Origin of the sequence: Dyadobacter sp. CECT 9275 (assembly GCF_907164905.1) — a bacterium.
GTDB lineage: Bacteria > Bacteroidota > Bacteroidia > Cytophagales > Spirosomataceae > Dyadobacter > Dyadobacter helix.
In genome coordinates this window covers 2,402,047-2,426,881 of record NZ_CAJRAF010000002.1, presented here as the reverse complement: position 1 = coordinate 2,426,881, position 24,835 = coordinate 2,402,047, and the positions used below count along the sequence as shown (strand labels likewise).

The window sequence follows — 24,835 nt, the reverse complement described above, 5'->3', positions numbered from 1 at the left end:
TAATACAAAGATAAATTTTTGATTATGAAGAATATTAAATCATATATATCAGCCGTGCTGTTAATTTTTGCGGCAACAGCCTGTTCAATAGATAATTACCCCTCTCCGGATTCTCAGCTGTACGGAACGTTTCTGGACGTTGAAACAAACGAGCCGGTTGAGCAGGATATCATTCGCGGGAGTACAATCGAATTCATTGAACATGGATATGCCTCCCAGACCAAACAGACGATGATCGTCAAAAACGACGGTACTTACCGCAACAACCTCATCTTCTCTAATACCTATACGATTACGCCGGTCAGAGGTAATTTTGTACCTGCGGAACCTCAGGAAGTAGCGGTGAAAGGGGAAACAAAGCTTGATTTTAAAATACAGCCTTACATCAGGGTGAAGGAAGCAAAAATCGAAAAAGTGGGTAACAAAGTGGTTGCAACTTTCAAATTGCAGCAAACGGTCATCAATAACGTGAAAAAGATCGGCTTGTATGCCCACCCCGAGCCATCAGTGGGTGAACCCATGCGTACAGTCCTGGCAGATCAGGAAATTAATGCGGTTGTCGACCCCAATAAGGTGTACATGCTCGAAATCGACATTCCGTCAAACAGCAGTAATTTAAAAATCGGTAGTCAGTATTTTTTCCGTGTCGGAGCGATTATCGACGCCCCGGAATCAAAGTACAACTACGCCAAAGCAGTCAGACTTATGCTCTAATATCATCGGATCTTCCACGATGAATGCCATCGCGGAAGATCTGTACTTCTCTCAATCCTAACTTACTAAATTTTCTGTGGATGAAAATGCTCAAATTCCTGTGCCTCTTCTCTTTTCTTTATATAAGTTGTGCAGTTGATGAAGATAAAAAAACAGAAATTCCCAAACCTGTTAAGGAAGTTGCTTATGATCAGACGGGCATTCTTTTTCCAAGCTACAAAGGGCTGGTGATGGCGGGCTACCAGGGCTGGTTCACTGCGGAAGGTGACGGTGCCGGCCGGGGGTGGCATCATTATCAGAAGGATGGCAAATTTGAGCCAGGCTTTGCATCCATAGATTTCTGGCCCGATGTTTCTGATTATTCCAAGACGTACCCAACCGCATTCAAATATGCAAACGGAGAAACCGCCAAAGTCTACAGTCCGTACGACGAAGAAAGTGTGGACCTGCATTTCAAATGGATGCAGGAACACGACATAGACGGTGTTTATATGCAGCGCTTCGTGAGTGAGGTAAAAGGAGAAAGTGGCAAAAGACATTTTAACAAAGTACTGGCCAATGCCTTGAAAGCCTCTAAAAAGTACAATAGGGCAATCAGCGTCATGTATGATCTGAGTGGCTCTGCTTCTTCGGATATGGATTTTATCATCAAAGACTGGGAAGAACTGCAACGTACTTTCAGCCTTTATGACAATAAGGAAAATCCAACTTATCTGCGGCATAATGGGCGCCCGCTGCTTGCAATCTGGGGGGTGGGTTTTAATGATGGCAGGAAATATACCATTGCCGACATTCAGAAGCTGGTTGACAATATAAAAGGTCCTACCAAAAAAGCCTCCATTTTATTAGGTGTTCCGTACTATTGGCGGACGCTTACCAATGACACCGAAAATTCTCCGGCTCTGCATACTCTTATCAGGACAGCTGACGTCATTATGCCCTGGGCTGTTGGCAGGTACAATGCTTCCAACTACACGTCGGTTGCCGGTATTACCCTGCCGGGCGATATAACATGGTGCAAAGCCAATAAAATCGATTACGCCCCCTTGGTGTTTCCGGGTTTCAGCTGGGGTAATCTGAAAAACGACAAAACGCTTTACAATCAAATTCCAAGAGGCAAAGGCGATTTTCTCTGGCAGCAAATTGCCGGGGCGAAAATGTCCGGAGCCGAAGCGTTGTATGTAGCCATGTTCGACGAAGTGGATGAAGGAACGGCCATTTTTAAAACAAAAAAAGAAGGAGCTACTCCCCTCAACGCCGATGGTAAGTTTGTTGGGATTGAGCCGGATCTGGACTCCGACTACTATTTATGGCTTACAGGCGAAGGGGCCAAATGGTTTCACGGAACAAAAGAATTGGGTTTTCAAAAACCTAGCCGTGTGAAGTAACAGCCTGGCGTAATGCTGAGAAGATACTGTTCCGTTATACCTGCCGGAAGTTTTTCAGGAATGTAAGACTTCCGGCATATCCATTTGGAAATCCTCGCCGTATATCCGGCTGTATTCTCTGGCAAAATTTTCATAAGTAGCTTTTGCCAGAGAATGTTTACCCAGATGAGCCAGTGCTTTGCACTTGATGATCATGGCCTCCTCATTCACCGGATCAAAGTAGAATACATAGTTTGCAAGCTGGACCAGGAACTCAGGATCTGCTGAGATTTTTATGGTGGCGGCAAAACCCAGATAGCTATCTACAATCTCATTGGAGATTTCGGATTTGAAAGAATCCAGCCATTCATATTCTGTGTTAGAAAGGAAATTCCCGCGTTTGGTAATATTGGCCAGCTCCAGAATACGCTCCTTGTTCAGCGCCTTTTTATTGCTGATCAATGCCAGGTAATGCGTATAATCTACATGGATTTTCTCATAGTCGATCTTGATCTTCCAGTATCCTGTTTCTTTTGAAACCTGGCAGTATTTCATCTTTTCCAATATTCCTTTCAGTTTGGCAATATTTACAGACCGGTTATTACGGGCACTTTCGGAAGATTTGTCAGACCAGAGCAATTCTTTTAGTTTTTCGGAACTGATACCTTCCCATCGGATAGAATAAAGGAGGATTACCAGGAACAGCTCCTTCACCAGCGGGCTGAACTGCTTTGTAATCTCATGCCCTCCTTCATCAAATAATTGCAGGTTGCCAAACAAAAATATACTGCTATGAAGCGGCTGCATGGGTGTTTCATCAACTTGCTGAGGAGGTAAAACCAAAGTTATTTCCTGCAAATTTGTTGAGTCGGCGTCCGCAGAAACGGGTGATGCCGTTTTTTTCTTCTGAACATATCTGAAATAGGTATACCCAGCCGCTCCGGTAAAAAGCAAACCCGCTATCAGCCAGAAAACGGTACCTATACCCGCTTCGGCCGACACAACCGACGGAACAGATTCCAACGGAGGAGCATTCAGGGAATAAACCGAAACTTTGGTTTGGTCATTTTCTCCACGATTAAGCGCAACAGCTACGAACCTGTTGCTGGCGTAATCAAAGAAAAGATCTGCGAAAGAATGTATATCTGTAAATTGGTAGGGGATTTTGGATCCGACTATTTTGAAGTCGGGCTTGGTCAGCGATCCTTTTATAAGCTGTAAATCCGAATTGAATTTATCCTTCGGGAAAATAAGGGTATAAAAAGAATTGTCCTCTTCGCTGACGATCATCGAATTGCCAAAAACAAAGTCCTCCTTTGGCAGGTTGAGTTCGTATCGCTTTGTGAAAGTTCGTGTTTTGGTATTAAAAAACAACAGGTCATACCAGTTTCTGGGATTCAAAATTTGCTGGCCGGTTACACTCCCGTACCCCCCAAGAACATACGCTCCCTCTTTGACAGTACCCAGTGCGGCCAGGTATCTCGGCGTGAATGCCGAATCCTGGAAATAACTATCACACCATGTTTTGGAGGGCAGATGATAACGCTGAACGTTGTTTTTGTACTTCAGATGCCCGTATCCGCCCAGCAGATAAATGGAAGAATCGGATTCAGAATAAAACTTGTTTGCGTGTAAAAATTGCGTTTTTAATACTGGTTTTGGCCCGTTTTTATCCCAGCTGTTTGTTCTAAGATCGAAAGTCGAAACTTGTTGTTCATTGATGTAAATATGGTAAAGCTTATGATTTACATTGTCAAAAAGTACCTGATCGTCAACGTATACCGGCTGTGTACCTTCTTCGTGTCTGAACGAAACAGACTTGTTTGCTCCAACGTTGTAAATAATTGTGGAATCTCTACATACTATGTACAGCATTCCTTTCTTATCGTCGAAACCTAGCCGAACGTAACCCCTCAGCGTTTGTGTTCTTGCTAGTTGCCATTCGTAGTGCAGTTTTTTGATCCATACCGCATTAGAAGCCAGCGCACTTTTCTTTTGAATCTCTTCTGTTGCCGTTACGCCATCCGTTTCATTGAGCGGCCAGCTGAACTGGGGTTCATCATCCTCAGAAATGACAATGTTCCTGATTTTCATTGGCGGGACGTCTGTGGATTTAAAATCTTTGTACCTGTTTGCTCCGAAGAGAATTTTGAAACGCCCCTTATCTGATAGCGTATAGGGTTGGGAGAATTTCCTGTTACCATAAACGACAAGGATATTTTTCTTTTCCTTATTGAATTTCAGTGTGATTTTATTCCACTTTTTATAAAGGTCGTCGTTGGGGAAGTCGAAAGAAAAGGACGAAAACTGATCTCCGATGACCAGTTTGAAATGCGGTTTGTCGGTGCTGTTGTCACAAACCAGATCTACGTTCTGTTTGTCGTTTTCAATAAGCCTGACGATATATCCGAAATATATTTTTTTGCTTGCCAGAAAGGAAACCTCGAAGGAAAGTTCAAAATTTTTGCCGAAATAGAAAGTATGATCGGGGCTCAGGTCCAAGCCGGTTCTTTTATCCTGTACCATTTCGTAGCTATCAAAACCAAGCCCATACGACTGTGCATAGCAGCGAATTCCGGAGCAAACAAGAATGACGAAGGCCAAAAAAACAAGCAGGAATTTCAATTTCATAGTGGCTGTTGAGAGGAATAAATAAATTGCCCAACGGGAATCATCTCAGCTTTTGTTAATCTATTATTAATCGTTTCTTAATCGGACGATGATTACTTCACCGGTTTATTTCCAATACCGAATATAACATTATGAATTTAAAGTTAAACAATAGTTAGTGTTTTTGCTCATGCGAATAACGTGGTGTTTCTTTTCAAAATCATAGATATCTAATTATAAGCGACATAGTAACCAGAAATTTATCAGAGAATGATTTCATCCTTTAAAATCTTTATAAAATTCCGCCTCCTGTTTTTTTATTGCTGCGTTGCTTTTGTGGCGAAGGCCCAGGAAAATCCATCCGGAAACCTCCAATATGTTGATTTGAGAATTGGAAGTGTGGGCCAGTTGTTAGAACCTACGCGCCCAACAATTCAGTTGCCGAACCAGATGATCAGAATGTTTCCCGAACGTAAAGATTATCTGGATGATCAGATCAGCAGCTTTCCGCTTATTGTGGTTTCGCACCGTCTTGGCCAGGCATTTTCGGTTAAGCCTTTTAGCAAGCCGATGGCGTCTGTGGATTATAACGAAAAGCTTGCTTACGATCATGACCTGGAAGTTGCCCGCCCATGGTATTACTCCACCTATCTGATTGACTGTGACGTGCAGGTTGAATTTACACCCGGCAAAAAAACAGGGATATACCGGTTCCGCTTTCCTGAAAAGGCCTCGAAAACCCTTTTGTTCAATTTTTATAACCGGGGCGAAGGATCGTGGGAATTTATTTCTGACAGGGAGATCGTGGCTACTGAAACATATCACGATGATGTCTTGGTTTACATGTACGGTTTTTTTAGCGAAGGGGGTAAAACCGGGATTTCAGACGGCTCAAAGGCTCTGACCGGGCAATCGGCTAAGGGGGAAAAAGTAAAGGCCTGGATCAATTTCGATGATAGCAAGGCAGAAACAATCGAATTCAAATATGCCATTTCGTACATCAGTGCCGAACAGGCAAAAAAGAACTTTGAAAGTGAGTTGGAGTCGGCAGGTTTTGAAGATTTAAAACGTAGCGGTGAAAAAACATGGTCAGGAGTGATGAACCAGATTCGGGTGGAAGGTGGTACGGAAGCGCAAAAACGAAGCTTTTATTCTTCGCTGTACCGTACCTACGAGCGCATGACCGACATTACGGAAGACAGCCGGTATTACAGCGGCTTTGACAAAAAGATACATACCAGCAACCGTCCTTTTTATACCGACGACTGGACCTGGGATACCTATCTGGCACATCACCCGTTACGTATCATTCTGAATCCCGCACAAGAGGAAGATATGCTCAATTCATTTGTGAGCATGTATGAACAAAGTGGCTGGATGCCTACTTTTCCCGTACTTTTTGGCGATCATGCATGTATGAACGGATTTCATTCGTCGGTGACCTTTTTGGATGGATACAGAAAAGGGCTGAGGAATTTCGATATCTCCAAAGCTTATTCCGGGATGTATAAAAATGCCACAGAAGCAACTATGCTGCCCTGGAGAAATGGACCCAAATGTGAACTGGACGATTTTTATCATCGAAATGGGTATTTTCCTGCACGGCGCATGAAAGAGAAAGAAAAGGTATCCCTTGTGGATCCGTTTGAGAAACGCCAGGCTGTTGCGGTGACACTCGGTGGTAGTTATGACGACTGGGCCGTAGGGGAATTGGCAAAAGATCTTGGTAAAAATAGTGACCATGAAATCTTCAGGCGCCGTGCCTTGAACTACAAAAATCTCTGGAATAAAGATAAAAATATGTTCTTGCCAAAAGACAAAAAAGGCCAGTGGATTGCCATTGATCCAAAATTTGACGGCGGCATGGGGGGGCGGGATTTCTATGACGAAAACAACGGCTTTACCTACAAATGGCAGGTTCAGCATGATATCGGCGGCCTGATTGATTTAATGGGCGGAAAGGAAAGTTTTGAGAAAAACCTTGATCAGTTGTACAGAGAAGACCTGGGACGCAGTAAATATGAATTCTGGGGGAAATTTCCGGATGCAACTGGCCTGGTTGGGCAGTATTCGATGGGCAATGAGCCAAGTTTTCATATTCCATACCTTTATAACTATACTAACGCTCCCTGGAAAACGCAAAAACGCATTCGTTTTTTGCTGGACGTATGGTTCAAAGACAATATTTTCGGGATTCCCGGAGATGAGGATGGCGGAGGTATGACGGCATTTGTTGTCTTCTCCTCCATGGGTTTTTATCCGGTCACACCCGGCAAACCAGAGTACACCATTGGTAGTCCCGTATTTGAAAAGGTAACCATTGATCTTCAGAATGGGAAGAAATTTACCATGATCGCGAAAAAATGCTCAGTTGAGAACAAGTACATCCAGCGCGCAACGTTTGATGGAATACCACTAAACGTACCTTCATTTACACATGAGCAGCTGGTAGATGGTGGAACATTAGAGCTTGAAATGGGGCCAAAGCCAAATAAAAACTGGGGACTCGGTAAATAGGTTGTAGGTTTCCATGTAGGGCGTATAACTTCCTTCTCTCAAAAACTGCTATACCATTCCTGCGGGGACCTGCAGGAAAAAGGCTTTGACAAAAGCCGAAGTTCTTAAAATTATAACGGGTGTATTTCAATTCTTCGTACCTAAACAAACCGACAGAATTTTCTTCTGCGGGAATGCAGCGGCAGAGCGAATGGGGAATAAAATCTGTCAGCGACAGTCCTTTATGATGCCGAGTACTGAGGTAGGCGGCAGACAAAATTGAGTCACTCATTTGCAATTATACTTCTATAGTCAGAGGCTCCAATTGCGTTCATATCACAGTCGATATGGCATCAGAACATTTCGACTACACCGGCTTATCTTGTGTCGTTTGATGATGAAAAGATGAAGCAGTATCTTGAGGCATTGATTTAGTAGTATTTCCTTTTTTGACCGCTCTATTTTTGGCTATTTTTTAATAAGCCTGCAACTGTCAATTAGAGGGTCGTAGGTTCGAGTCCAACTTCGGAAGCTTGAAAATAGAGTACTTAGAATTAATTTGCTAGGTGCTTTTTTCTTTGGTTGCAACATTTGGATCAAGCGGATATAATCTGTCAAGCGATCTTTGAACCAGATTGCAGGCTGCTTCCACAATCTTCCTATGCTAGACTTTTGCAATTTTTACAGTATAGCCTAGTTGTAAGATATTCTTGATAGCGACATTGAAACTTATCAAGCTGAAAAACGGAAGAATTTTTGAAAGCGGTCCCTTGCGATTGCATAGCAACACAATATAGTAAATCGTCTCCTCACTGGTAAATGATAAGTCGGGCTTTAATAGATGTTGGTCGGAGAAGTGGTCCTTCATCGTTTTCAAAATCCAGGGTTTAATCTTAGGATCGGTAGCCAGAAGTTGAGCAGATACTGTTGTCTGCATTAACAAGTGACTACTTAGTGAGGACCGCGAATATTTTTTGACATGAATGATGTTTTTTTGATATAGCAGGTCGCAAAATTCTATCTGATATCGAAATTGATCAGAAGAATAGAATAATCCATCCCAACATTGTCCCCGTATTTTCTTTGCAGCCTTCTTGTTATACACTTCTTCGTCGTCCTTGCCATTCCAGGCAGGTAATAAACTATCTGTCGACTCAAATTCATCAATAAAACTTTTCAAAGTTTGTAAATACGCATCGTCAATATCGTACCACTTGCCTTTGTAAAGAATACTTTTAGTTAGAGAATCTGTGTAGAAGATACATTTATAGAGCAGCCAGGTTTTTAAAACTTGTCCATTAGTATCTAATGCGTATATGTGCCTGGATTTCAAGTATTCGACTTTGATCTCTGTGTAAGTACCAAATTTTTCCAACACGTTAGCAGTATTGATTTCAGATAGCTGCTCACCTTTTTCGGAAAGTTTATAACTCTCTACGTTTTCGACAGGTTCGAAATCGACAACGTACAAGATTGATGATTTTATCCTTATGGCTTTACAAAGATTTTCATCTAATGATTTGATCGTTTTATTATCCTTTATTCTACGCACGGATGTAAGAGCCTTGAAACTTTCGTTTTTGATGGCGCGTAAGTATGAATCCAGACTGGATTCACATAGTTCAATAATTTCCTTCAACGAATCAGGAGCAAGCGTTGAGAAAAACTCTTTTCCCTTTATGAGTGTCCTTCGTTTATCTTGTGAATAGAATCCTGCTAGTTCCGTAATGTTTTCAAGGAATCGATCTACATTGAAATTAAGTCTGTTTGTTGGCAAGGTCGTGCTTCTTGTATTGGTCTGAGGGTTGTCTGCTAAGGTCCAGGCTTGGATTGATTTCGTCTGATCCGGCCTCATCTTGTCAAAAGCTACACCTAGCCCAAAATCTGTTTCAATATTGTTTTTATTTATGTTTGCCACTGAAGAGCCGAAGCAACAACCAAGGATTCGTTTCCCTGTTTTTAAAAACAAAATAGCCCCTGATGAAGAAGTTTTCAAGTTAAATGGCCCCAATGCTCCAAAATTAGAAACGTTGCTTACCCATTCAGGTAGTGAAGGTTCAGCTTCTCGTATGAAAAGTTCGATAGCATAACCATCGGGATTTATGGTCGGAACTGATTGTAATTTACTCCCAACAATTAATTCTGATTTATTGAATTCCTTAATACTCTCATCAAACAGACAGATCGCAATTCTGGTCGTGGACATTTTATTTACATCTAATAGTTGAGGTTTTATTGAAAAGTATAAATATTTATTGTAAAATCAATATGTTTTCCAAATCAAGCTTAGTTTAGCTTATAGCGGGTTTCAAAATCTGGCTTTGATCAAATGGCAGTTTTTCGCTAAAAGTATTGTTGTTAGATTCACAAATTGGCTTTAAATAGCTATATTGACCAAACCCTCAATCCTGAATAATGTATGTCATTCTCTGCTAATGATTTAAATATCCAGCTCCGAAATCTGTATTTTGATAGACTACCAGATTTGTATAAAACCATCAGAACGTATGCTTCGGATGAACAATTAGGCGATATGCACGGTCCCTTCCTGATGGATGTGCAGCCGGAGTATCTTAATGCTCGAAAAAAGATCATGTTTGTGGGGATGGAAACACATGGGTGGAGAAAATGCGATCTGAATGAAGACTTACCAGTTTTTTATGAGAAATTGATACAGTGCCATCAGGAATTCATGGCTCAGGAAAAGCCTATCAACTCTCCTTTCTGGTGGTTTATGCGTGATCTGAACGCGGTTTACCAGGAATCGGATTTACGGAAAACGGTGCTTTGGACAAATCTGTCGAAAATTGATGTCGGTAAAAACAGACCAGTTGGTGACTTGTACGATAACACAATGGCTGGTTTTATTGATTTGTTATTGGCAGAAGTCGATATCCTGAAACCCGAAATTGTTGTTATCATGACTTCAAGTCCCAATTATCAATGGCATCTTAACCAAAACCTTGGGCTGACTTCGGGAGAAGCTTTGCGGGAAGAACTTATTCCGAAGTTATTATACAAATGGACTTCCCAAAAATTGCCGGAGAATACTTTCCAAATCTGTCATCCCAATAGTCTTCGTTTTCGCAAAGGCGGCTTTAAGCAAAATGCCGAGACTATTATCCGGAACATAAGCGAACACACGCTTTAACTGTTATAATTGTACCTCTTTTTTACCTTTACACGAATATTAGTACCTGTTAATAAACAATGGCAATCAAAAAATCTGAACTATATAGCTCATTATGGGCAAGTTGTGATGAATTGCGTGGCGGAATGGATGCAAGCCAGTACAAAGACTACGTTCTGGCGTTGTTGTTTGTCAAGTATGTTTCTGATAAGTATGGTAATGATCCTGATGCACTGATCGAAATTCCGGAAGGTGGAAGTTTCCAGGACATGGTCGCTTTAAAGGGGACCAGAGAGATTGGCGAGAAAATGAATACGATCATTGGGGTACTTGCGGATGCAAACAACCTTGCTGGGGTATTTGACGCGGCTGACTTCGATGATGACGATAAACTGGGTAAGGGCAAGGAAATGGTTGACCGGCTTACCAAGCTGATCGCCATTTTTGAAAACCCGGCCCTTGATTTTAGTAAAAACAGAGCCGCCGGTGATGACATACTCGGTGATGCATTTGAATTCCTGATGCGCCACTTTGCAACGGAAAGCGGGAAAAGCAAGGGTCAGTTTTACACACCCAGCGAAGTAAGCCGGGTGATGGCGCAGGTTTTGAATATCAAACATGCCACCAATAATACGACGTTCTACGACCCGACGTGCGGTTCCGGATCGCTGCTTTTAAAAACCGTAGACGAAGCGGACGGAAAAGGTACCATTTATGGTCAGGAAAAAGATGTGGCTACGGCGGCCCTGGCGCGCATGAACATGATTTTGCACGGGCAAACCTTCTCCGAAATTCACCGGGGACAAAGTACCCTTTCCGATCCGTTTTTCAAAGATGACAAAACCGGCGATCTCAAAGCGTTCGACTTCGTTGTAGCCAATCCGCCGTTTTCGCTTAAAAACTGGTCGACCGGTTTTAATCCGGCCGATGATATTTATGCACGCTTTGAAGCAGGAACGATTCCTCCTGACAAAAATGGTGATTACGCCTTTTTGCTGCATATCATTAAATCACTGAAAAGTACCGGAAAAGGTGCTTGTATTTTGCCACACGGCGTGTTAACAAGCAGATTAAAGTTGAAAAGTTCAGCCGTTTGGTAAGTATTGATGAAATCAGCGATCCGAAAAATGACTTTAACCTGAACATTCCCCGCTATATCGACAGTCAGGAAACGGAAGATATCCAGGACATTGCCGCGCATTTGATGGGTGGAATCCCCAACGCAGATATTGAAGCGTTGAATGAATACTGGACGGTTTACGAAACACTGAAAGCCGAATTGTTTGCGCCGGGAAAAAGACAAGGATACAGTGAACTGAAAATTGGTAAGGACGCCATTAAACAGACCATTTTCCAGCATCCTGAATTTGTAAGTTTCAGCCTGGAAATGGACAGCCTGTTTGGTGACTGGAAAACGCGGAACACGGAATTGCTGAAAAACCTGACCGTTGGCATCAAACCCAAGGAAACCATTTTCCAGGTTTCCGAAGACGCGTTGAAAACCTATACGGGCAAAGCGTTGATGGACAAATATGATGTATACCAGCATTTGATGAACTACTGGAATGAGACAATGCAGGATGACTGTTACCTGATCGCGGCAGATGGCTGGAAAGCCGAACCCTACCGGATTTTGGTTAAAAACAAAGCCGGAGCGGATGTGGATAAAGGATGGGACTGCGACCTGGTACCTAAGACGCTCGTCATAGACCGTTATTTTGAGAAAGAAAAAACAACCATTGAAAAACTGGAAGCGCGCCGGGAAGATATTATTTCTCAACTCACCGAACTGGAAGAAGAGCATGGTGGTGAAGATGGCTACTTTGCAGATATGGAAAAGGTGAACAAAGTTTCTGTACAAAAGAGACTGAAAGAAATTAAAACGAAAGATAAAGTAGCAAAAGGGATTTTCCTTGAAGAAGCTGAACAGGAAGTTTCTCAGGGCGAAGCTGCGGTTTTGGAAAAATATTTAAAACTGGTGGAAGACCAGGCCGATTTGAATAAAAAAATAAAAGACGCCATCACCGACCTGGATAAAAAGGCATTAAACCATTACAAAACCCTCACCGAAGCGGATATCAAACAGCTGGTGGTGGATGACAAATGGATGAGCAGCATTGAACGAAGCGTGAAAACAGAAATGGAACGTATCAGCCAGCGGCTTACCCAACGGATTAAGGAACTGACGGAACGTTATGAATATACGCTTGGTTTTTTGGCGAAGGATGCGGAAAAATGGGAGGTAAAGGTGATGAGTCACCTGCAAAAAATGGGATTTTGAATCTTGTCGCAAATATTTACTAAATTTGCGACAAGGAAGATCTAATTTTATGACAGAAAACATTGAAATACAGGTATTTAACAAAATAAAAAAAGCAAGACATGGCTCGCTTTTTTTTGTGGATAGTTTTGCTTCTATTGCCAACCCAAAGGCGGTAAACAAAGCATTGGAAAGGCTGGTAATATCCGGAGATCTAACCAGAGTTGCTGCCGGAATATATGTACGTCCGGTAAATGACAAGATACTGGGTCCGATCTTACCAGGAATTGAAGAGATTGCCAGTGCGATTGCAAAAAGGGATAAGGCACGGATTCTCCCAACCGGCAGTTATGCGATGTATAAGTTAGGGTTGACAACACAAGTTCCTATGAACATTGTTTATTATACGGATGCATCTGCGCGAAAAATCAGGATTGGGAAACAGGTGATCACCTTTAAAAAAGCAAGTTCCAGAAATGTATCGGGCATTGGCGACATTAGCAAGCTAGCCATACAGGCTTTGCGGACCATTGGAAAAGATAATGTTAAAGCAGACGAGCTTAATAAAATTAAAGAATTACTAAAACAAGAAAAACCCTATCATTTGCAGCACGATTTAAAATTAGCGCCGGTATGGATAAGAAAGCTAATTGAACCAGTCAAAACAGATTTAAATAAATGAGTGAGTTTTTACACTTGAAAGAGTGGTTACGGTTGCCAGATAGCACCAAGTTAAATATATATACTGAAACAGGCAGACAGATTCCGTTACCTGCCGTTGCTGTTGAAAAGGATTGGTGGGTGGTACACACACTGGCTCTCATTTTTTCTATGGAATGTGCTCCGTCACTTATTTTCAAAGGAGGAACCTCATTGAGTAAGGCCTGGAACCTGATAGATCGCTTTTCAGAGGATATTGATCTTGTGCTGGACCGGGAGTTTCTCGGATTTAAGGGGGAGTTAACCAGTGGTGATATCAAAAGATTGAGACGGACATCCTATGCATACCTCACTACTACTTTCACCGAGGAGCTTAAAGCTAAATTTTCAGAGGCAGGATTTTCAGAAGTGGAAATAAAATACCGTGAAGTTGTAAATCACGATCAGGATCCGATTATCATAGAAATATATTACAAGAAACTTACCGAAACGGAAACCTATTTAAAGCCAGGGCTGCTGGTAGAAGTGGGTAGCCGTTCCTTGAAAGAGCCCTTTACGCAAAAAACTTTTAACACGCTGGCAGGTCAAAACTATGCAGACCGCCCATTTGCCGACAAGGCCATCACCATCCCGGTTGTAAACCCTGAGCGAACATTTTTGGAAAAAGTCTTTTTATTGCATGAGGAGTTTCAGCGTCCTAAGGAGAAGATACGGGTAGAGCGGCTTAGCCGGCATCTGTATGATATAGAAAAACTGAGCAAAACGGAATTTGCCAAAACCGCTCTGGCCAATGCAAATCTATACACGACTATTATAGCGCATCGTAAAAAGTTTGCACACATCTCAGGGGTAGACTATGATAAGCATGCCCCTGAACATATTAATTTCATTCCTCCGGATGATCTTTTGCCATTATGGGAAGCTGATTACAAGGAAATGCAGGAAAACATGATTTACAGAGAATCATTGCCTTTTGTTGCTCTCATTGAAAAGCTTTCAGAATTACAAAATCTAATAAATTCCACGAAGTGGGATTCGGCTCAGAGTTATAAACAGACGGAGGTTGGGCTGATTCCGGTGGATTGGGAGGTAAAAAGGTTAGAGGAAATTGCGACTTTTTCGTCCGGAACCACGCCAAGAAGAGAAATGCATGATAGATATTTTTTGAATGGAAATATCTTTTGGGTTAAAACTTTGGATTTGAATAATGGAGAAATAGTAGATACCCAGGAAAAAGTTACGAGTACTGCTCTTAAAGAAACGAGCAGTCTGAAAATTTTACCTATTGATACTGTACTTGTTGCAATGTATGGTGGTTTTAATCAAATAGGTAGAACAGGGTTGTTAGCAATAAGCGCGTGTGTAAATCAGGCGCTGACGGCAATCAAACTTGATCAAAAATATCATAGTCCGCTATTTTTAATAAATTTTCTTAATTATCGAATTGATTATTGGAAGGATATAGCTACAAGTAGTCGTAAAGATCCCAATATCACAAGTAAGGATGTCAAGAAATTCCCAATCTCTCTTCCTCCCACAATCGCCGAGCAAACCGCCATTGCCACGGCTCTTTCCGATGCGGATGCCTTGATAAGCAGTTTAGAAAAACTCATTGCCAAAAAACGCAATATCAAACAAGGAGCCATGCAAAAATTGCTGGAACCGAAGGAGGGTTGGGAGGTGAAAACTTATGGCGATATTTTTGATTTTCTATCTACCGCATCTTATTCAAGAGCAGAATTAACTGAGATTGATAGCATTGGATATGTGCATTATGGTGATATTCATACCAAATGGAATTCCTTTTTGAATTTAGATAAAAGTAATTTACCTACAATCCCTCATAATCAGCTCAAAGGTTATCATTATTTGCAAGAGGGTGATCTCATTATGGCTGACGCTTCGGAAGATTACGAAGGAATTGGTAAAAGTGTGGAAGTTCTCAATTTGGGTTCAAGAAAGATAATTTCTGGTCTTCATACCTTTTTACTTAGAGATAGAAATGAAGAATTTGTAAATGGGTTTAGAGCCTACATTCACAATAGTAAAGTAGTCAAATCTCAGCTTGATAGGCTAGCGACCGGGCTTAAAGTTTACGGAGTGTCAAAAGCAAATTTAAAAACGGTCAAAATTCCAATTCCTCCCAAAAAAATTCAAACGGAAATTACTTCGATACTTTTCAGTATGGACGCCGAAATCAACGCATTAGAAACCAAACTGGCAAAATACAGGGATGTAAAATTGGGGATGATGCAGAATTTGCTGACGGGGAACATCAGGCTCGTTTAATTGAAAATTGACAATCGAGAATTGAAAATGGCTGTCCGGTTGATGTAACTTGGTTTTTGTAGATATGGGTTCGGAAATTGCTAACATACAACTTGTTACCGTCGGGGTAAAGCGGCTCATTGAGCAAAGCAGGCAGAATGTGGCTGTGGCGGTTAATGCGGAGATCACGCTGTTGTACTGGAATATTGGCAAACGCATCAATCAAGAGGTTCTGAATTTCAACAGGGCGGAGTACGGTAAGCAAATTGTCGCTACGCTGTCTATGCAACTTACTACCACTTATGGCAATGGATGGAGCAAACGGCAGTTGCATCATTGCATGCGTATGGCAGAGGTTTTTCCTGAAATTGAAATTGTGCACGCACTGCGTACACAATTGACATGGACGCACCTTCGACAGCTTATTTCTATTGAAGATGCTGTAAAAAGAAACTTTTACATCGAAATCTGTAAACTGGAAAGGTGGTCGTCCCGGCAATTGCAGGAAAGAATAAACCCCATGCTCTACGAACGCACCGCCATCAGCAAGAAGCCGGAACAAACGATAATCAATGACCTTGAACAGCTAAAAACAGAACAAAAAGTAAGTCCGGATCTGGTTTTCCGGGATCCTTATTTTCTGGATTTTTTAGGTTTGGCAGATACCTATTCTGAAAAGGATCTGGAAACGAGCATCATTGTGGAGCTGCAACGTTTCATCACGGAAATGGGAAGTGATTTTGCTTTTCTGGCCAGACAAAAAAGAATCACCATCGACAACCGGGATTACTACATCGATCTGCTCTTTTACCACAGAAGATTAAAATGCCTTGTAGCCATTGACCTGAAAATCGGGGAATTTGAAGCCGGATTTAAAGGACAAATGGAACTGTATCTGCGGTATCTGGAAAAGCACGAACAGGTGGAAGGTGAACATACACCCATCGGCTTGATACTCTGCACCGGCAAAAACGAAGAACACGTAGAGCTGCTGCAACTGGATAGAAGCAATATCCGGGTAGCGGACTATCTGACCGCACTGCCACCAGAGAAATTACTTCGCGAAAAATTACATAAAGCAGTAGAAATTGCTCAACAAAGACTAAGTCAGAGAGACCATGAGTAAACCCGGAGAAGAAGAGCGCATTGCCCAGGATCGTATTGTCAAATTGTTTCAGCAGCAATTGGGCTATCGATATTTGGGAAACCTGAAAGATACGGAAGAGAATAGTAACGTAAATGTTGCTTTGCTCACCGCATATCTTACCAGAAAAGGGTACAATGCAACGCTTATCTCCAAAGCACTTTTCGAACTTAAAAAAGCAGCGACCATCAATGCCGGTGATAATCTCTACCCGGCGAATAGGGCGGTGTACTCTTTGCTTCGTTATGGAATTCCTGTAAAAGAGGAAGCGGGTAAAAACAAGGAGACCGTGCATCTGATAGATTGGGAAAACGCCTCAGAAAACGACTTTGCCATTGCCGAAGAGGTATCTGTGAAAGGAGCAAACAACAAACGTCCTGACATCGTGTTGTATCTGAATGGTATTGCCATTGGCGTTTTGGAATTGAAAAAAGCGGGTACTTCCGTGACTCAAGCCATTCGCCAGAATCTGGACAACCAGGCGCATTTGTTTATCAAGCCTTTCTTTACAACGGTCCAGCTTGTGCTGGCTGGTAATGATAGCGCAGGTTTGTACTACGGCACTACGCTTACGAAAGAAAAGTACTTTTTAAAATGGAAAGAGGACAATGACGTTTACAATCCGGACGAAAATGTGCTGGACAAACACCTGATACAGTTTTGTAGTAAAGAACGCGTGCTGGACATCATCAATCACTTTGTGATTTTTGACAAAGGCACCAAAAAGCTTTGCCGTCCTAACCAATACTTTGGTGTAAAAGAGGCGCAGAGAAGCCTGTTGCGACGGGAAGGCGGAATTATCTGGCACACACAAGGCAGTGGGAAAAGCCTGACGATGGTGTGGCTGGCGAAATGGATACTCGAAAACAAACCACTTGGCGTAGAACAGCGGGTGCTGGTGATCACGGACCGGACCGAACTGGACGAACAGATAGAAGGTGTGTTCAACGGCGTGGGTGAAACCATTGTCCGTACCAAAAGTGGTGCCGATCTGATTCAAAAACTGAACGTGAATGAAGAGCGTCTGTTATGCAGCCTGATACATAAGTTCAGCGGGAGAGAAGACAGCGAAACAGCCAGCTACATTGCTGAACTCAAGATTCCAAAGGATTTCAGTGCCAAAGGCCAGTTCGTTGTCTTTATAGATGAATGTCATCGTACCAACAGCGGAGATCTGCACAAGGCGATGAAAGAGCTACTGCCGGAAAATGCCGTTTTTATCGGGTTCACAGGCACGCCGTTACTCAAAGCTGACAAAAAGAAAAGTATTGAGATCTTCGGGAAATACATCCATACCTACAAATTTGACGAAGCGGTGAAGGATGGCGTCGTTTTGGATTTGTTATACGAAGCACGGGATGTTGACCAGCATGTACTGGATCAAAAAGGTGTAGATCAGTGGTTTGAAACCGTAACGAAGGGAATGAATGATCTGCCCAAGGCTGAGCTTAAACAGAAATGGGGAACCATGCAAAAAGTACTGAGCACAAAAAGCCGTCTGGAAAAAATTGTTTTTGATATCAGAAAAGACTTCTTATTCCAGTCGCGGTTAAAAGATGGCAAGGGTAACGCCATGCTGGTAGCCAGAAGTATTTATGAAGCGTGCCGGTATTACGAGATCTTCCAGAGTACGGGTTTGAAAAAGTGCGCCATTATAACGAGTTATGTTCCTACGATAAGCTCCATCAAACTGGAAGAAACGGGAGAAGGAGAAACGGAGAAAAAGGAGCAATATGAAACCTATCAAAAAATGCTCCGGGACTATGGCTACACCAATGCCGAAGACTTTGAAAAGTTTGCCAAAAAGGAATTCAAGGATCACCCGGCACAAATGCAGCTGCTCATTGTGGTGGATAAACTGCTGACCGGATTCGATGCCATTCACTGTACGTACCTGTATATAGACAAACAAATGCAGGATCACGGGCTTTTCCAGGCAATTTGCAGAACAAACCGGCTTGGTGCTGAAGAAGAAGGAGATCCACATTTTAAGGAGTTTGGCTACATTGTCGATTATAAAAATCTGTTTGGCAAGCTTGAAAAATCCATATCAGATTATACTTCGGACGCATTCGACGCTTTTGAAGAAGAGGATATTAAAGGCCTGTTGACCGATCGGCATCAAAAAAATAAAGAGAGGCTGGACGATGCGCTGGAAGCATTACATCAGCTTTGCGAACCTGTGGCTATGCCAAAGCACAATCCGCAATACTTTCATTATTTCTGCGGGAACCCTTCTAACAAAGAAGAGCTGAAAGAGCGAGAGGAAAAACGCCTTACTTTCTATAAACTGGTCGTTGCGCTCATCAGGGCTTACAATAATATTGCGGGTGAAATGGCAGAGGCAGGATTTACACCAAAACAAGCGGCCACAATTAAACAACAGGTTTACGAATACACGCAGCTACGAAATAGCATCAAGGAATATAGTGGCGACTACATTGATCTGAAAAGATACGAACCTGATATGCGCCAAATGCTGGACATGTATCTGACCGCCGATCCAAGCAGGGTCTTATCGAAATTGGGAGATGCTTCTTTACTCCAATTGATTGTTGAGAATGGAATCGAATATGCAACGGGTCGGCTCTCTGACGGAATTAAACATGATAAGCAGGCGGTGGCCGAAACGATTGAGAATAACATGCGCAGAACCATTATTCAGGAAATGCCAATCAATCCGGCCTATTATGAAAAAATGAGTGTGCTACTTTTAGAGCTGATCCGTTTGCGAAAAGAAGGGGCGATTGATTATGAAGAGTCTTTGAAAAGGTATGAAGATCTGGCAAAAGAAATCCAGCCTGAAGCTAAAAAGGACAATTACCCGACGGGCATAGACACGCAGGGGAAGCGAGCACTTTACGACAATCTGGACAAGGAAGAAAAGCTCGCCCTATTGATGGATGAAGCAGTCATTTATGGTAAACACGACAATTGGATAGGTCATTCTCAAAAGGAAAAGCACCTCAAAAATCAGGTTGTGAAACCGTTATTAGAGCAATATCACAAAACCGAAAAATTGGATCCGATTATCAAAATCATCAAACAGCAGACAGAATATAAATAACCGTGGAGAAAGTATCTGTGATGCAAATAGGCTCAAAACTGACGATTGATATTGTCAGAAAAGACATTGAGAATATTCACTTGTCGGTTTATCCACCAACAGGCCGGGTACGTATTGCCGCGCCATTACAGGTTGAAGACGAAACGTTGCGTCTTTTTGCTATTTCCAAACTTGGCTGGATCCGGCGTCATCAGCGTAATTTCGAAGCGCAGGACCGACAATCTCCACGGTTATATAAGAATCGTGAAAGCCATTATTTTCAGGGGAAAAGATATTTGTTGAGGATAAATGAGCACAACGCTCCGCCGAAAGTGATATTGAAAACAAAAAGGTATCTGGACTTATTTGTAAAACCAGAAGCGTCGGTCGAACAAAAACACCTGGCTCTTACCGAATGGTACCGAACTGAGTTAAAAAAAGATGTCGAACCTCTGATCAATAAATGGGAAAAAGTGATAGGAGTATCAGTGGATGACTGGCAGATTAAACAAATGAAAACCAAGTGGGGAACCTGTAATATTGAAAAAAAACGAATCTGGATTAATCTGGAATTAGCCAAGAAGCCTTTGATCTGCCTGGAATATATCATTGTGCACGAGATGGTTCACTTACTTGAAAGAAACCATGGAGACCGGTTTGTTGGATTAATGGACAAGTTTTTACCGCAATGGAGATTTTATCGGGAAGAGCTTAACAGGCTGCCTGTCAGTCATGGTGAGTGGAGTTACTAGGGGAATGAAGGTGATTAAAGCTTTGCAGACTAAACTCATATATGTCTTACCATAGAGAACCTCTGATAAATCGTAAGCATCAGGAAATTCTTCCCAACGGTGATACTTTAAAAAGGGCGCCCTTTATAACAATAAGTAATTGATTAAAAGGTTTTTATAGAAATAATTAACCCCGAATATGTCAAAAACTGGCATAATTCGGGGTTTTTGCTTACCTTAAGGTTACCACACGTTAACATAAGCAGATGCAAATTACTCTATTTTCTCCAGATTCGTACAATTCGCCAAAATTGCACATTTTCAAGAATACGGAACTTGGTCGCATCCATGACTGTATCGATTGGAATGGTTTGACCGATCTACTTCCTGAAAAGAAAACGTTACGAGGTTCTCCATCATGGTTACCTCCGAAAGGTCTTTTCGGAATGATGTTTTTAAAGCATTATACGGGGTTAAGCGACCAAAAGCTTCTGGATCGGTTTAATACCGATTGGGGCATGCAGCTATTTTGTGGTATTCTTTTACCTGATAATGAGTCGATTAAAGACAACTCCTTTGTCTCAAAGGTAAGGAGCTACCTGGGACGTCATGTCGATATGCAGGCAGTACAGAAAGTGTTGATATCTAATTGGAAGGAAGAAATCCCGGACAAAAATGTGCTTCTGATGGATGCCACCTGCTACGAAGTCCATATGCGTTTCCCTACTGATGTCAAGATCTTGTGGGAGAGCTGTCAATGGATATGGGAAAAGCAAATTCCTGCACTTTGCGACCTTCACTACATTGCCCAACCACGTTCCAAGTACAAGCAGCAAAAGCAGAAAACAAATGTGTATAGCAAACAAAGAAAAAAAACTTATCGAAAAACAAGAACCAGAAGAAGCGCTTTGCTGAAATTACTGCTGAAAGGTATTAACTCATATCAACAGCTTCTCAATCAGGTGAAGGCATGTGGGCTTACTGATAAGGATGCTGCCACTTTTAAGACCATTAAAATGGTTTATCAACAGCAGTCTCACCATTTCCATTATCCAAAAGTTAAAATAAAAGAAAGAATTGTCAGTATCTACAAGCCTTACATCAGACCGATTGTTCGCGGTAAGGAGAATAAGCCCGTTGAATTCGGGATTAAAGTTCATAAAATGCAAGTAGGCGGCATAAGCATCCTCGAACATGTTAGCTATAAAGCTTTTAACGAATGTAAGAGACTTAAAATAAGTACATTAAAGCATAGAAATCTGTTTGGAGAATGCTCTCATTTAGCAGGAGATGCCATCTATGCTACGAATGAAAATCGGAAATTTGCCACCAGGGAGGGGATCGTTACCAATTTTATAAGAAAAGGGAGAGGAAAAGACGACAAGCCCTCCAAGAGTATCAAAGCCCTGTTAAACAAGGAGAGGTCAACTCGCCTGGAGCCGGGCGGCCGGTGCCGGCAGCTTCGGCAACGAAAAGGAGCAATATCTACTTAGAAAAATAAAAGCCCGAAATCCTGAGACAGAACAGGTTTGGCTCTTTTTTGGGGTACTAACGGCCAATTGCGTATTGATAGCAAAACGCCGACGAAAGCAACAGCAACAAGAGCTCAGAAGCGCAGCCTGACCCAATCATATCAAATCTAAACTTGACACTCTTCAAATTGTAAGAGCCCGGCAATCTATGCTCAGTCAGCACCCATTTTCAATAAATACAAAAATAGCCGGCATATAATTTGGACTATTCCAAGCTTACGCCGACTACTGACAAAAAATAGAAATTTAGCTCAGCAAATATCCCTGCTAAAATGTCGTTCCTAATCGAATTTCCAAGGTCGCCCTAAAAAAAGTACTTGTCAGAAGTAGATATTTGTTGTTTAAACATCCTGATAAATAGTCGGCTTCGCAAGTTTTACGGTCCAGACTACTTTTGAGCGCTATCCGGTTGTCTACCAGGCGTACCGCTTGACAACAGAATTAGGAGCGATCTTCCGGACTTGTAAATTGAAAGAACAAGCCTTCAAAAAGCCCGCCCTTTGGTACAATGCAATTGAAAATTGCGGTTTAAACTCATTCAAAAGCGTTGCCAGATCCATTCAAACACATTATTATCCGGAAATCTTAAATTTCTTCAAAAACAGAAGCATTAATGCCTCTGCGGAGTTATTTAATGCCAAAATTGAGGCTTTTAGATCATCTTCAGAGGTGTTCGGGACATTCCTTTTTTCTTATTTCGGTTAACTAAACTTTATGCTTAACTCTCCCCAAGAATTCGGCTTGATCCCAACAAATTTGTATTGCTCATAAATGAAAAAGGACTTATCGAATTTCTCTAAGTCCTTGATTTTCAAGTGGGCCCACCTGGGATCGAACCAGGCACCTACTGATTATGAGTCAGTAAAAATGTGGTTTTTCTTCTTATCGTCTATTTGTCTATTATTGTTTAATGTACTGATAATTAGATATTTGTAAAATATTTTTGTTTTTGATTGTTGTCTGTTTATCGTCTAATCCGTAAATTTGTATTGCACATTGTATTGCACAAGAAATTGAATGAATGTTCAATCAAAATTGTAGTATCATGAAACAGGCCACGGTCAATTTGTTCTTCGATACCAGAAGAGACGATAATAAGATTAAGCTTAACGTCATTTTTGAAAGAAAGCAGAAACTGTTTTCAACAGGCATCAAAGTTAGCAAGGCTGAGTGGGAGCGGTTAAAGAAAAACGCTGAGAAAGAATCTCCGGATGGTAAAATCAAGGATGACAATTTTCTTGATGTTTGGCACAAGTTGTGGAGCCGGGAGACTGCCCCATTAGGAATTGTTCCATTTGCACGTAACATCACCAAACAGCTAGGTCCGAATTTTACATTTGATCTGTTTCGTGAATCATTTGAAAATTACGGGAAGGTAGAAGCTCCGCCCGAACGGATTGAATCAGACGACGTGATAAGCATGCTTGATTTAAAAGCAAAGGCGATGGAGAGTGAAGAACGTCTTGGTTCAGCTGCGAGTTACAGAGATACGGGTATTTCCTTGCGCCGATTTATTTCGTCGTTCAATGATGCTGATATGAGCAGATTTCTGAACACTCCAAAGCCTCCTAAACGGAATACACAGAAACCTGCTACAATTTTAAGATTTGAGCATGTCACTCCCGATTTTTTAAAAGCGTATGAACAATGGATGCTTCTGTATGGTCGTGCTGCAAAAAAGAAGAAATTAAAAAAGGGGGAAGCTGTTGCCATTGATACACCGGCAACGCTTACAACGGTGGGAATATATTGCCGGCAATTACGTAGTGTTTTTAATGATGCGATCAGAGACAAGGTTGTAAGCTCAGATCTATATCCTTTTGGAAAGGGTGGATATATTATTCCGGCTGGTGCAAATATTAAAAAAGCACTGTCCAAAGTTGACGTGATGAAGATCATCAGCTACCAGAGCGAGCCTGGTTCCTATGAAGAGCGAGGCCGTGATCTTTGGGTATTTTCATATCTGAGTAATGGGATGAATATTACAGATATCTGCAATATCAAGTGGAAGGATATTGATAGGGCAGGCAATAGCTTATCCTTCGTTCGGCAGAAAACAGCAAGAACGAGAAAGGGCAATCAAGTCCGGATAAAAATAAACCTGTTTGCTGAGAGCTGGAATATCATAAACAGGTATACCAACAGTACCGCGCCAGAATCATACGTATTTCCATTTTTGGATTCCGGCATGACCGCAAAGCAGAAGAAGAGTACGGTCTCTCAGATAGTGACGATGACCAACCTGCATATCCGGAGTATCGCTAAGAAATTAGACATAGCGATGGATATCACAACTTATGCCGCCCGACACTCATTCGCTACTATACTCTTGCATTCTGAGGCCCCAATTGCGTTTATATCCCAGTCGTTAGGCCATCAGAATATTTCGACGACACAAGCCTATTTAGGATCGTTTGATGATGAGAAAATGAGGAAATATCTTGAAGCCTTGATTTGAGCTAGATTAAAATGGAGAATTAGATTGAAATATGATGTTTATGATATCAATTGATTTGAATTTGAGTGATGTAGAATCCGGGAATTAATGAACTTTATTTACTAACTCTGGATAATTTGAATTGCCTATACTGGTAGTCAGAGGTGCGTTTGTTTGAGTTTAACTTTTGGAGCTAGAAATAAGAATTGTTAATAATCAGCAAGTTGACATAGTTTTTTTGTTGATATCTAATTCTTTCTGTTACTTACCTTAATTAAATATATGAAAAATCCCTCATGGCTTCTAAATGAGCTTATGTTAGCATAAGATCTATATTTTTCGGATTCATAAAATTACCTTGGTGTTACGCAACCAAAGGTAATCTTAATCAGCGAATGAAATTGCTACCAAGAGGAGTAGAAGGCATTCGAGCAATCAGC

The 24,835-nt window shown here is 41.7% G+C and carries 16 protein-coding genes; 14 read left to right on the top strand and 2 right to left on the bottom strand.

Annotated features, from left to right (window positions below):
- Positions 1 to 24 precede the first annotated feature (24 nt).
- Complete coding sequence (locus KOE27_RS17860) at positions 25 to 714, top strand: DUF3823 domain-containing protein (RefSeq protein ID WP_215240181.1); 690 nt, start codon at positions 25 to 27, stop codon at positions 712 to 714.
- Between the two features lie 80 nt (positions 715 to 794).
- Complete coding sequence (locus tag KOE27_RS17855) at positions 795 to 2,102, top strand: glycoside hydrolase family 71/99-like protein (RefSeq protein WP_215240180.1); 1,308 nt, start codon at positions 795 to 797, stop codon at positions 2,100 to 2,102.
- Between the two features lie 54 nt (positions 2,103 to 2,156).
- On the opposite strand, the gene KOE27_RS17850 is transcribed toward KOE27_RS17855, so the two are convergent.
- Positions 2,157 to 4,712, bottom strand: a complete 2,556-nt coding sequence (locus KOE27_RS17850) for a Kelch repeat-containing protein (protein WP_229252825.1) — start codon at positions 4,710 to 4,712, stop codon at positions 2,157 to 2,159.
- Between the two features lie 249 nt (positions 4,713 to 4,961).
- On the opposite strand from KOE27_RS17850, the gene KOE27_RS17845 reads away from it, so the two are divergent.
- A complete protein-coding gene (locus KOE27_RS17845; protein WP_215240179.1) occupies positions 4,962 to 7,208 on the top strand; it encodes a GH92 family glycosyl hydrolase in 2,247 nt (748 codons plus the stop codon).
- A 643-nt stretch (positions 7,209 to 7,851) separates the two neighbouring features.
- Here the strand turns inward: KOE27_RS17845 and KOE27_RS17840 are convergent.
- Positions 7,852 to 9,393, bottom strand: a complete 1,542-nt coding sequence (locus tag KOE27_RS17840; RefSeq protein ID WP_215240178.1) for a DUF6119 family protein — start codon at positions 9,391 to 9,393, stop codon at positions 7,852 to 7,854.
- A 213-nt stretch (positions 9,394 to 9,606) separates the two neighbouring features.
- Here KOE27_RS17840 and KOE27_RS17835 point away from each other — a divergent pair, with 213 nt between their 5' ends.
- The 11 genes from KOE27_RS17835 to KOE27_RS17790 all read left to right on the top strand — a co-directional run bounded on the left by KOE27_RS17835 (position 9,607) and on the right by KOE27_RS17790 (position 24,416).
- Positions 9,607 to 10,338 (top strand): hypothetical protein, encoded by a 732-nt coding sequence (locus tag KOE27_RS17835; protein WP_215240177.1) that lies wholly within the window; start codon positions 9,607 to 9,609, stop codon positions 10,336 to 10,338.
- A 59-nt stretch (positions 10,339 to 10,397) separates the two neighbouring features.
- The gene (locus KOE27_RS29660; RefSeq protein ID WP_229252824.1) at positions 10,398 to 11,417 is read left to right on the top strand and encodes a type I restriction-modification system subunit M; all 1,020 of its coding nucleotides are present in this window, start codon (positions 10,398 to 10,400) and stop codon (positions 11,415 to 11,417) included.
- Positions 11,411 to 12,598, top strand: a complete 1,188-nt coding sequence (locus tag KOE27_RS29655; protein WP_229252823.1) for a hypothetical protein — start codon at positions 11,411 to 11,413, stop codon at positions 12,596 to 12,598. The genes KOE27_RS29660 and KOE27_RS29655 overlap by 7 nt, the downstream gene beginning before the upstream one ends.
- Positions 12,599 to 12,647: 49 nt before the next feature.
- The gene (locus KOE27_RS17825; RefSeq protein ID WP_215240176.1) at positions 12,648 to 13,259 is read left to right on the top strand and encodes a DUF6088 family protein; all 612 of its coding nucleotides are present in this window, start codon (positions 12,648 to 12,650) and stop codon (positions 13,257 to 13,259) included.
- Positions 13,256 to 15,526, top strand: coding sequence for a nucleotidyl transferase AbiEii/AbiGii toxin family protein (locus tag KOE27_RS17820; protein WP_215240175.1), 2,271 nt, complete (start codon positions 13,256 to 13,258; stop codon positions 15,524 to 15,526). The genes KOE27_RS17825 and KOE27_RS17820 overlap by 4 nt, the downstream gene beginning before the upstream one ends.
- A gap of 64 nt (positions 15,527 to 15,590) precedes the next feature.
- Positions 15,591 to 16,631: a PDDEXK nuclease domain-containing protein gene (locus tag KOE27_RS17815; protein ID WP_215240174.1), complete on the top strand. Its 1,041-nt coding sequence runs from the start codon at positions 15,591 to 15,593 to the stop codon at positions 16,629 to 16,631.
- The gene (locus KOE27_RS17810) at positions 16,624 to 19,716 is read left to right on the top strand and encodes a type I restriction endonuclease subunit R (protein WP_215240173.1); all 3,093 of its coding nucleotides are present in this window, start codon (positions 16,624 to 16,626) and stop codon (positions 19,714 to 19,716) included. The genes KOE27_RS17815 and KOE27_RS17810 overlap by 8 nt, the downstream gene beginning before the upstream one ends.
- 2 nt (positions 19,717 to 19,718) lie before the next feature.
- Positions 19,719 to 20,447 carry a M48 family metallopeptidase gene (locus KOE27_RS17805; protein WP_229252822.1) on the top strand — a complete coding sequence of 243 codons (729 nt, stop codon included), beginning with the start codon at positions 19,719 to 19,721 and terminating at the stop codon, positions 20,445 to 20,447.
- Positions 20,448 to 20,692: 245 nt separating this feature from the next.
- Positions 20,693 to 21,919: a transposase gene (locus KOE27_RS17800; RefSeq protein WP_215240172.1), complete on the top strand. Its 1,227-nt coding sequence runs from the start codon at positions 20,693 to 20,695 to the stop codon at positions 21,917 to 21,919.
- Positions 21,920 to 22,315: 396 nt separating this feature from the next.
- Positions 22,316 to 22,663, top strand: a complete 348-nt coding sequence (locus KOE27_RS29970) for a transposase (RefSeq protein ID WP_215241669.1) — start codon at positions 22,316 to 22,318, stop codon at positions 22,661 to 22,663.
- Positions 22,664 to 23,003: 340 nt separating this feature from the next.
- Positions 23,004 to 24,416 carry a tyrosine-type recombinase/integrase gene (locus KOE27_RS17790; protein WP_215240171.1) on the top strand — a complete coding sequence of 471 codons (1,413 nt, stop codon included), beginning with the start codon at positions 23,004 to 23,006 and terminating at the stop codon, positions 24,414 to 24,416.
- The last annotated feature ends 419 nt before the right edge of the window (positions 24,417 to 24,835 follow it).

Bases quoted from the DNA above. Each gene is read 5' to 3' on its own strand.
- KOE27_RS17860 (WP_215240181.1), top strand. From the start codon at position 25: ATGAAGAATATTAAATCATATATATCAGCCGTGCTGTTAATTTTTGCG.
- KOE27_RS17855 (WP_215240180.1), top strand. From the start codon at position 795: ATGAAAATGCTCAAATTCCTGTGCCTCTTCTCTTTTCTTTATATAAGT.
- KOE27_RS17850 (WP_229252825.1), bottom strand. From the start codon at position 4,712: ATGAAATTGAAATTCCTGCTTGTTTTTTTGGCCTTCGTCATTCTTGTT.
- KOE27_RS17845 (WP_215240179.1), top strand. From the start codon at position 4,962: ATGATTTCATCCTTTAAAATCTTTATAAAATTCCGCCTCCTGTTTTTT.
- KOE27_RS17840 (WP_215240178.1), bottom strand. From the start codon at position 9,393: ATGTCCACGACCAGAATTGCGATCTGTCTGTTTGATGAGAGTATTAAG.
- KOE27_RS17835 (WP_215240177.1), top strand. From the start codon at position 9,607: ATGTCATTCTCTGCTAATGATTTAAATATCCAGCTCCGAAATCTGTAT.
- KOE27_RS29660 (WP_229252824.1), top strand. From the start codon at position 10,398: ATGGCAATCAAAAAATCTGAACTATATAGCTCATTATGGGCAAGTTGT.
- KOE27_RS17825 (WP_215240176.1), top strand. From the start codon at position 12,648: ATGACAGAAAACATTGAAATACAGGTATTTAACAAAATAAAAAAAGCA.
- KOE27_RS17820 (WP_215240175.1), top strand. From the start codon at position 13,256: ATGAGTGAGTTTTTACACTTGAAAGAGTGGTTACGGTTGCCAGATAGC.
- KOE27_RS17815 (WP_215240174.1), top strand. From the start codon at position 15,591: ATGGGTTCGGAAATTGCTAACATACAACTTGTTACCGTCGGGGTAAAG.
- KOE27_RS17810 (WP_215240173.1), top strand. From the start codon at position 16,624: ATGAGTAAACCCGGAGAAGAAGAGCGCATTGCCCAGGATCGTATTGTC.
- KOE27_RS17800 (WP_215240172.1), top strand. From the start codon at position 20,693: ATGCAAATTACTCTATTTTCTCCAGATTCGTACAATTCGCCAAAATTG.
- KOE27_RS17790 (WP_215240171.1), top strand. From the start codon at position 23,004: ATGAAACAGGCCACGGTCAATTTGTTCTTCGATACCAGAAGAGACGAT.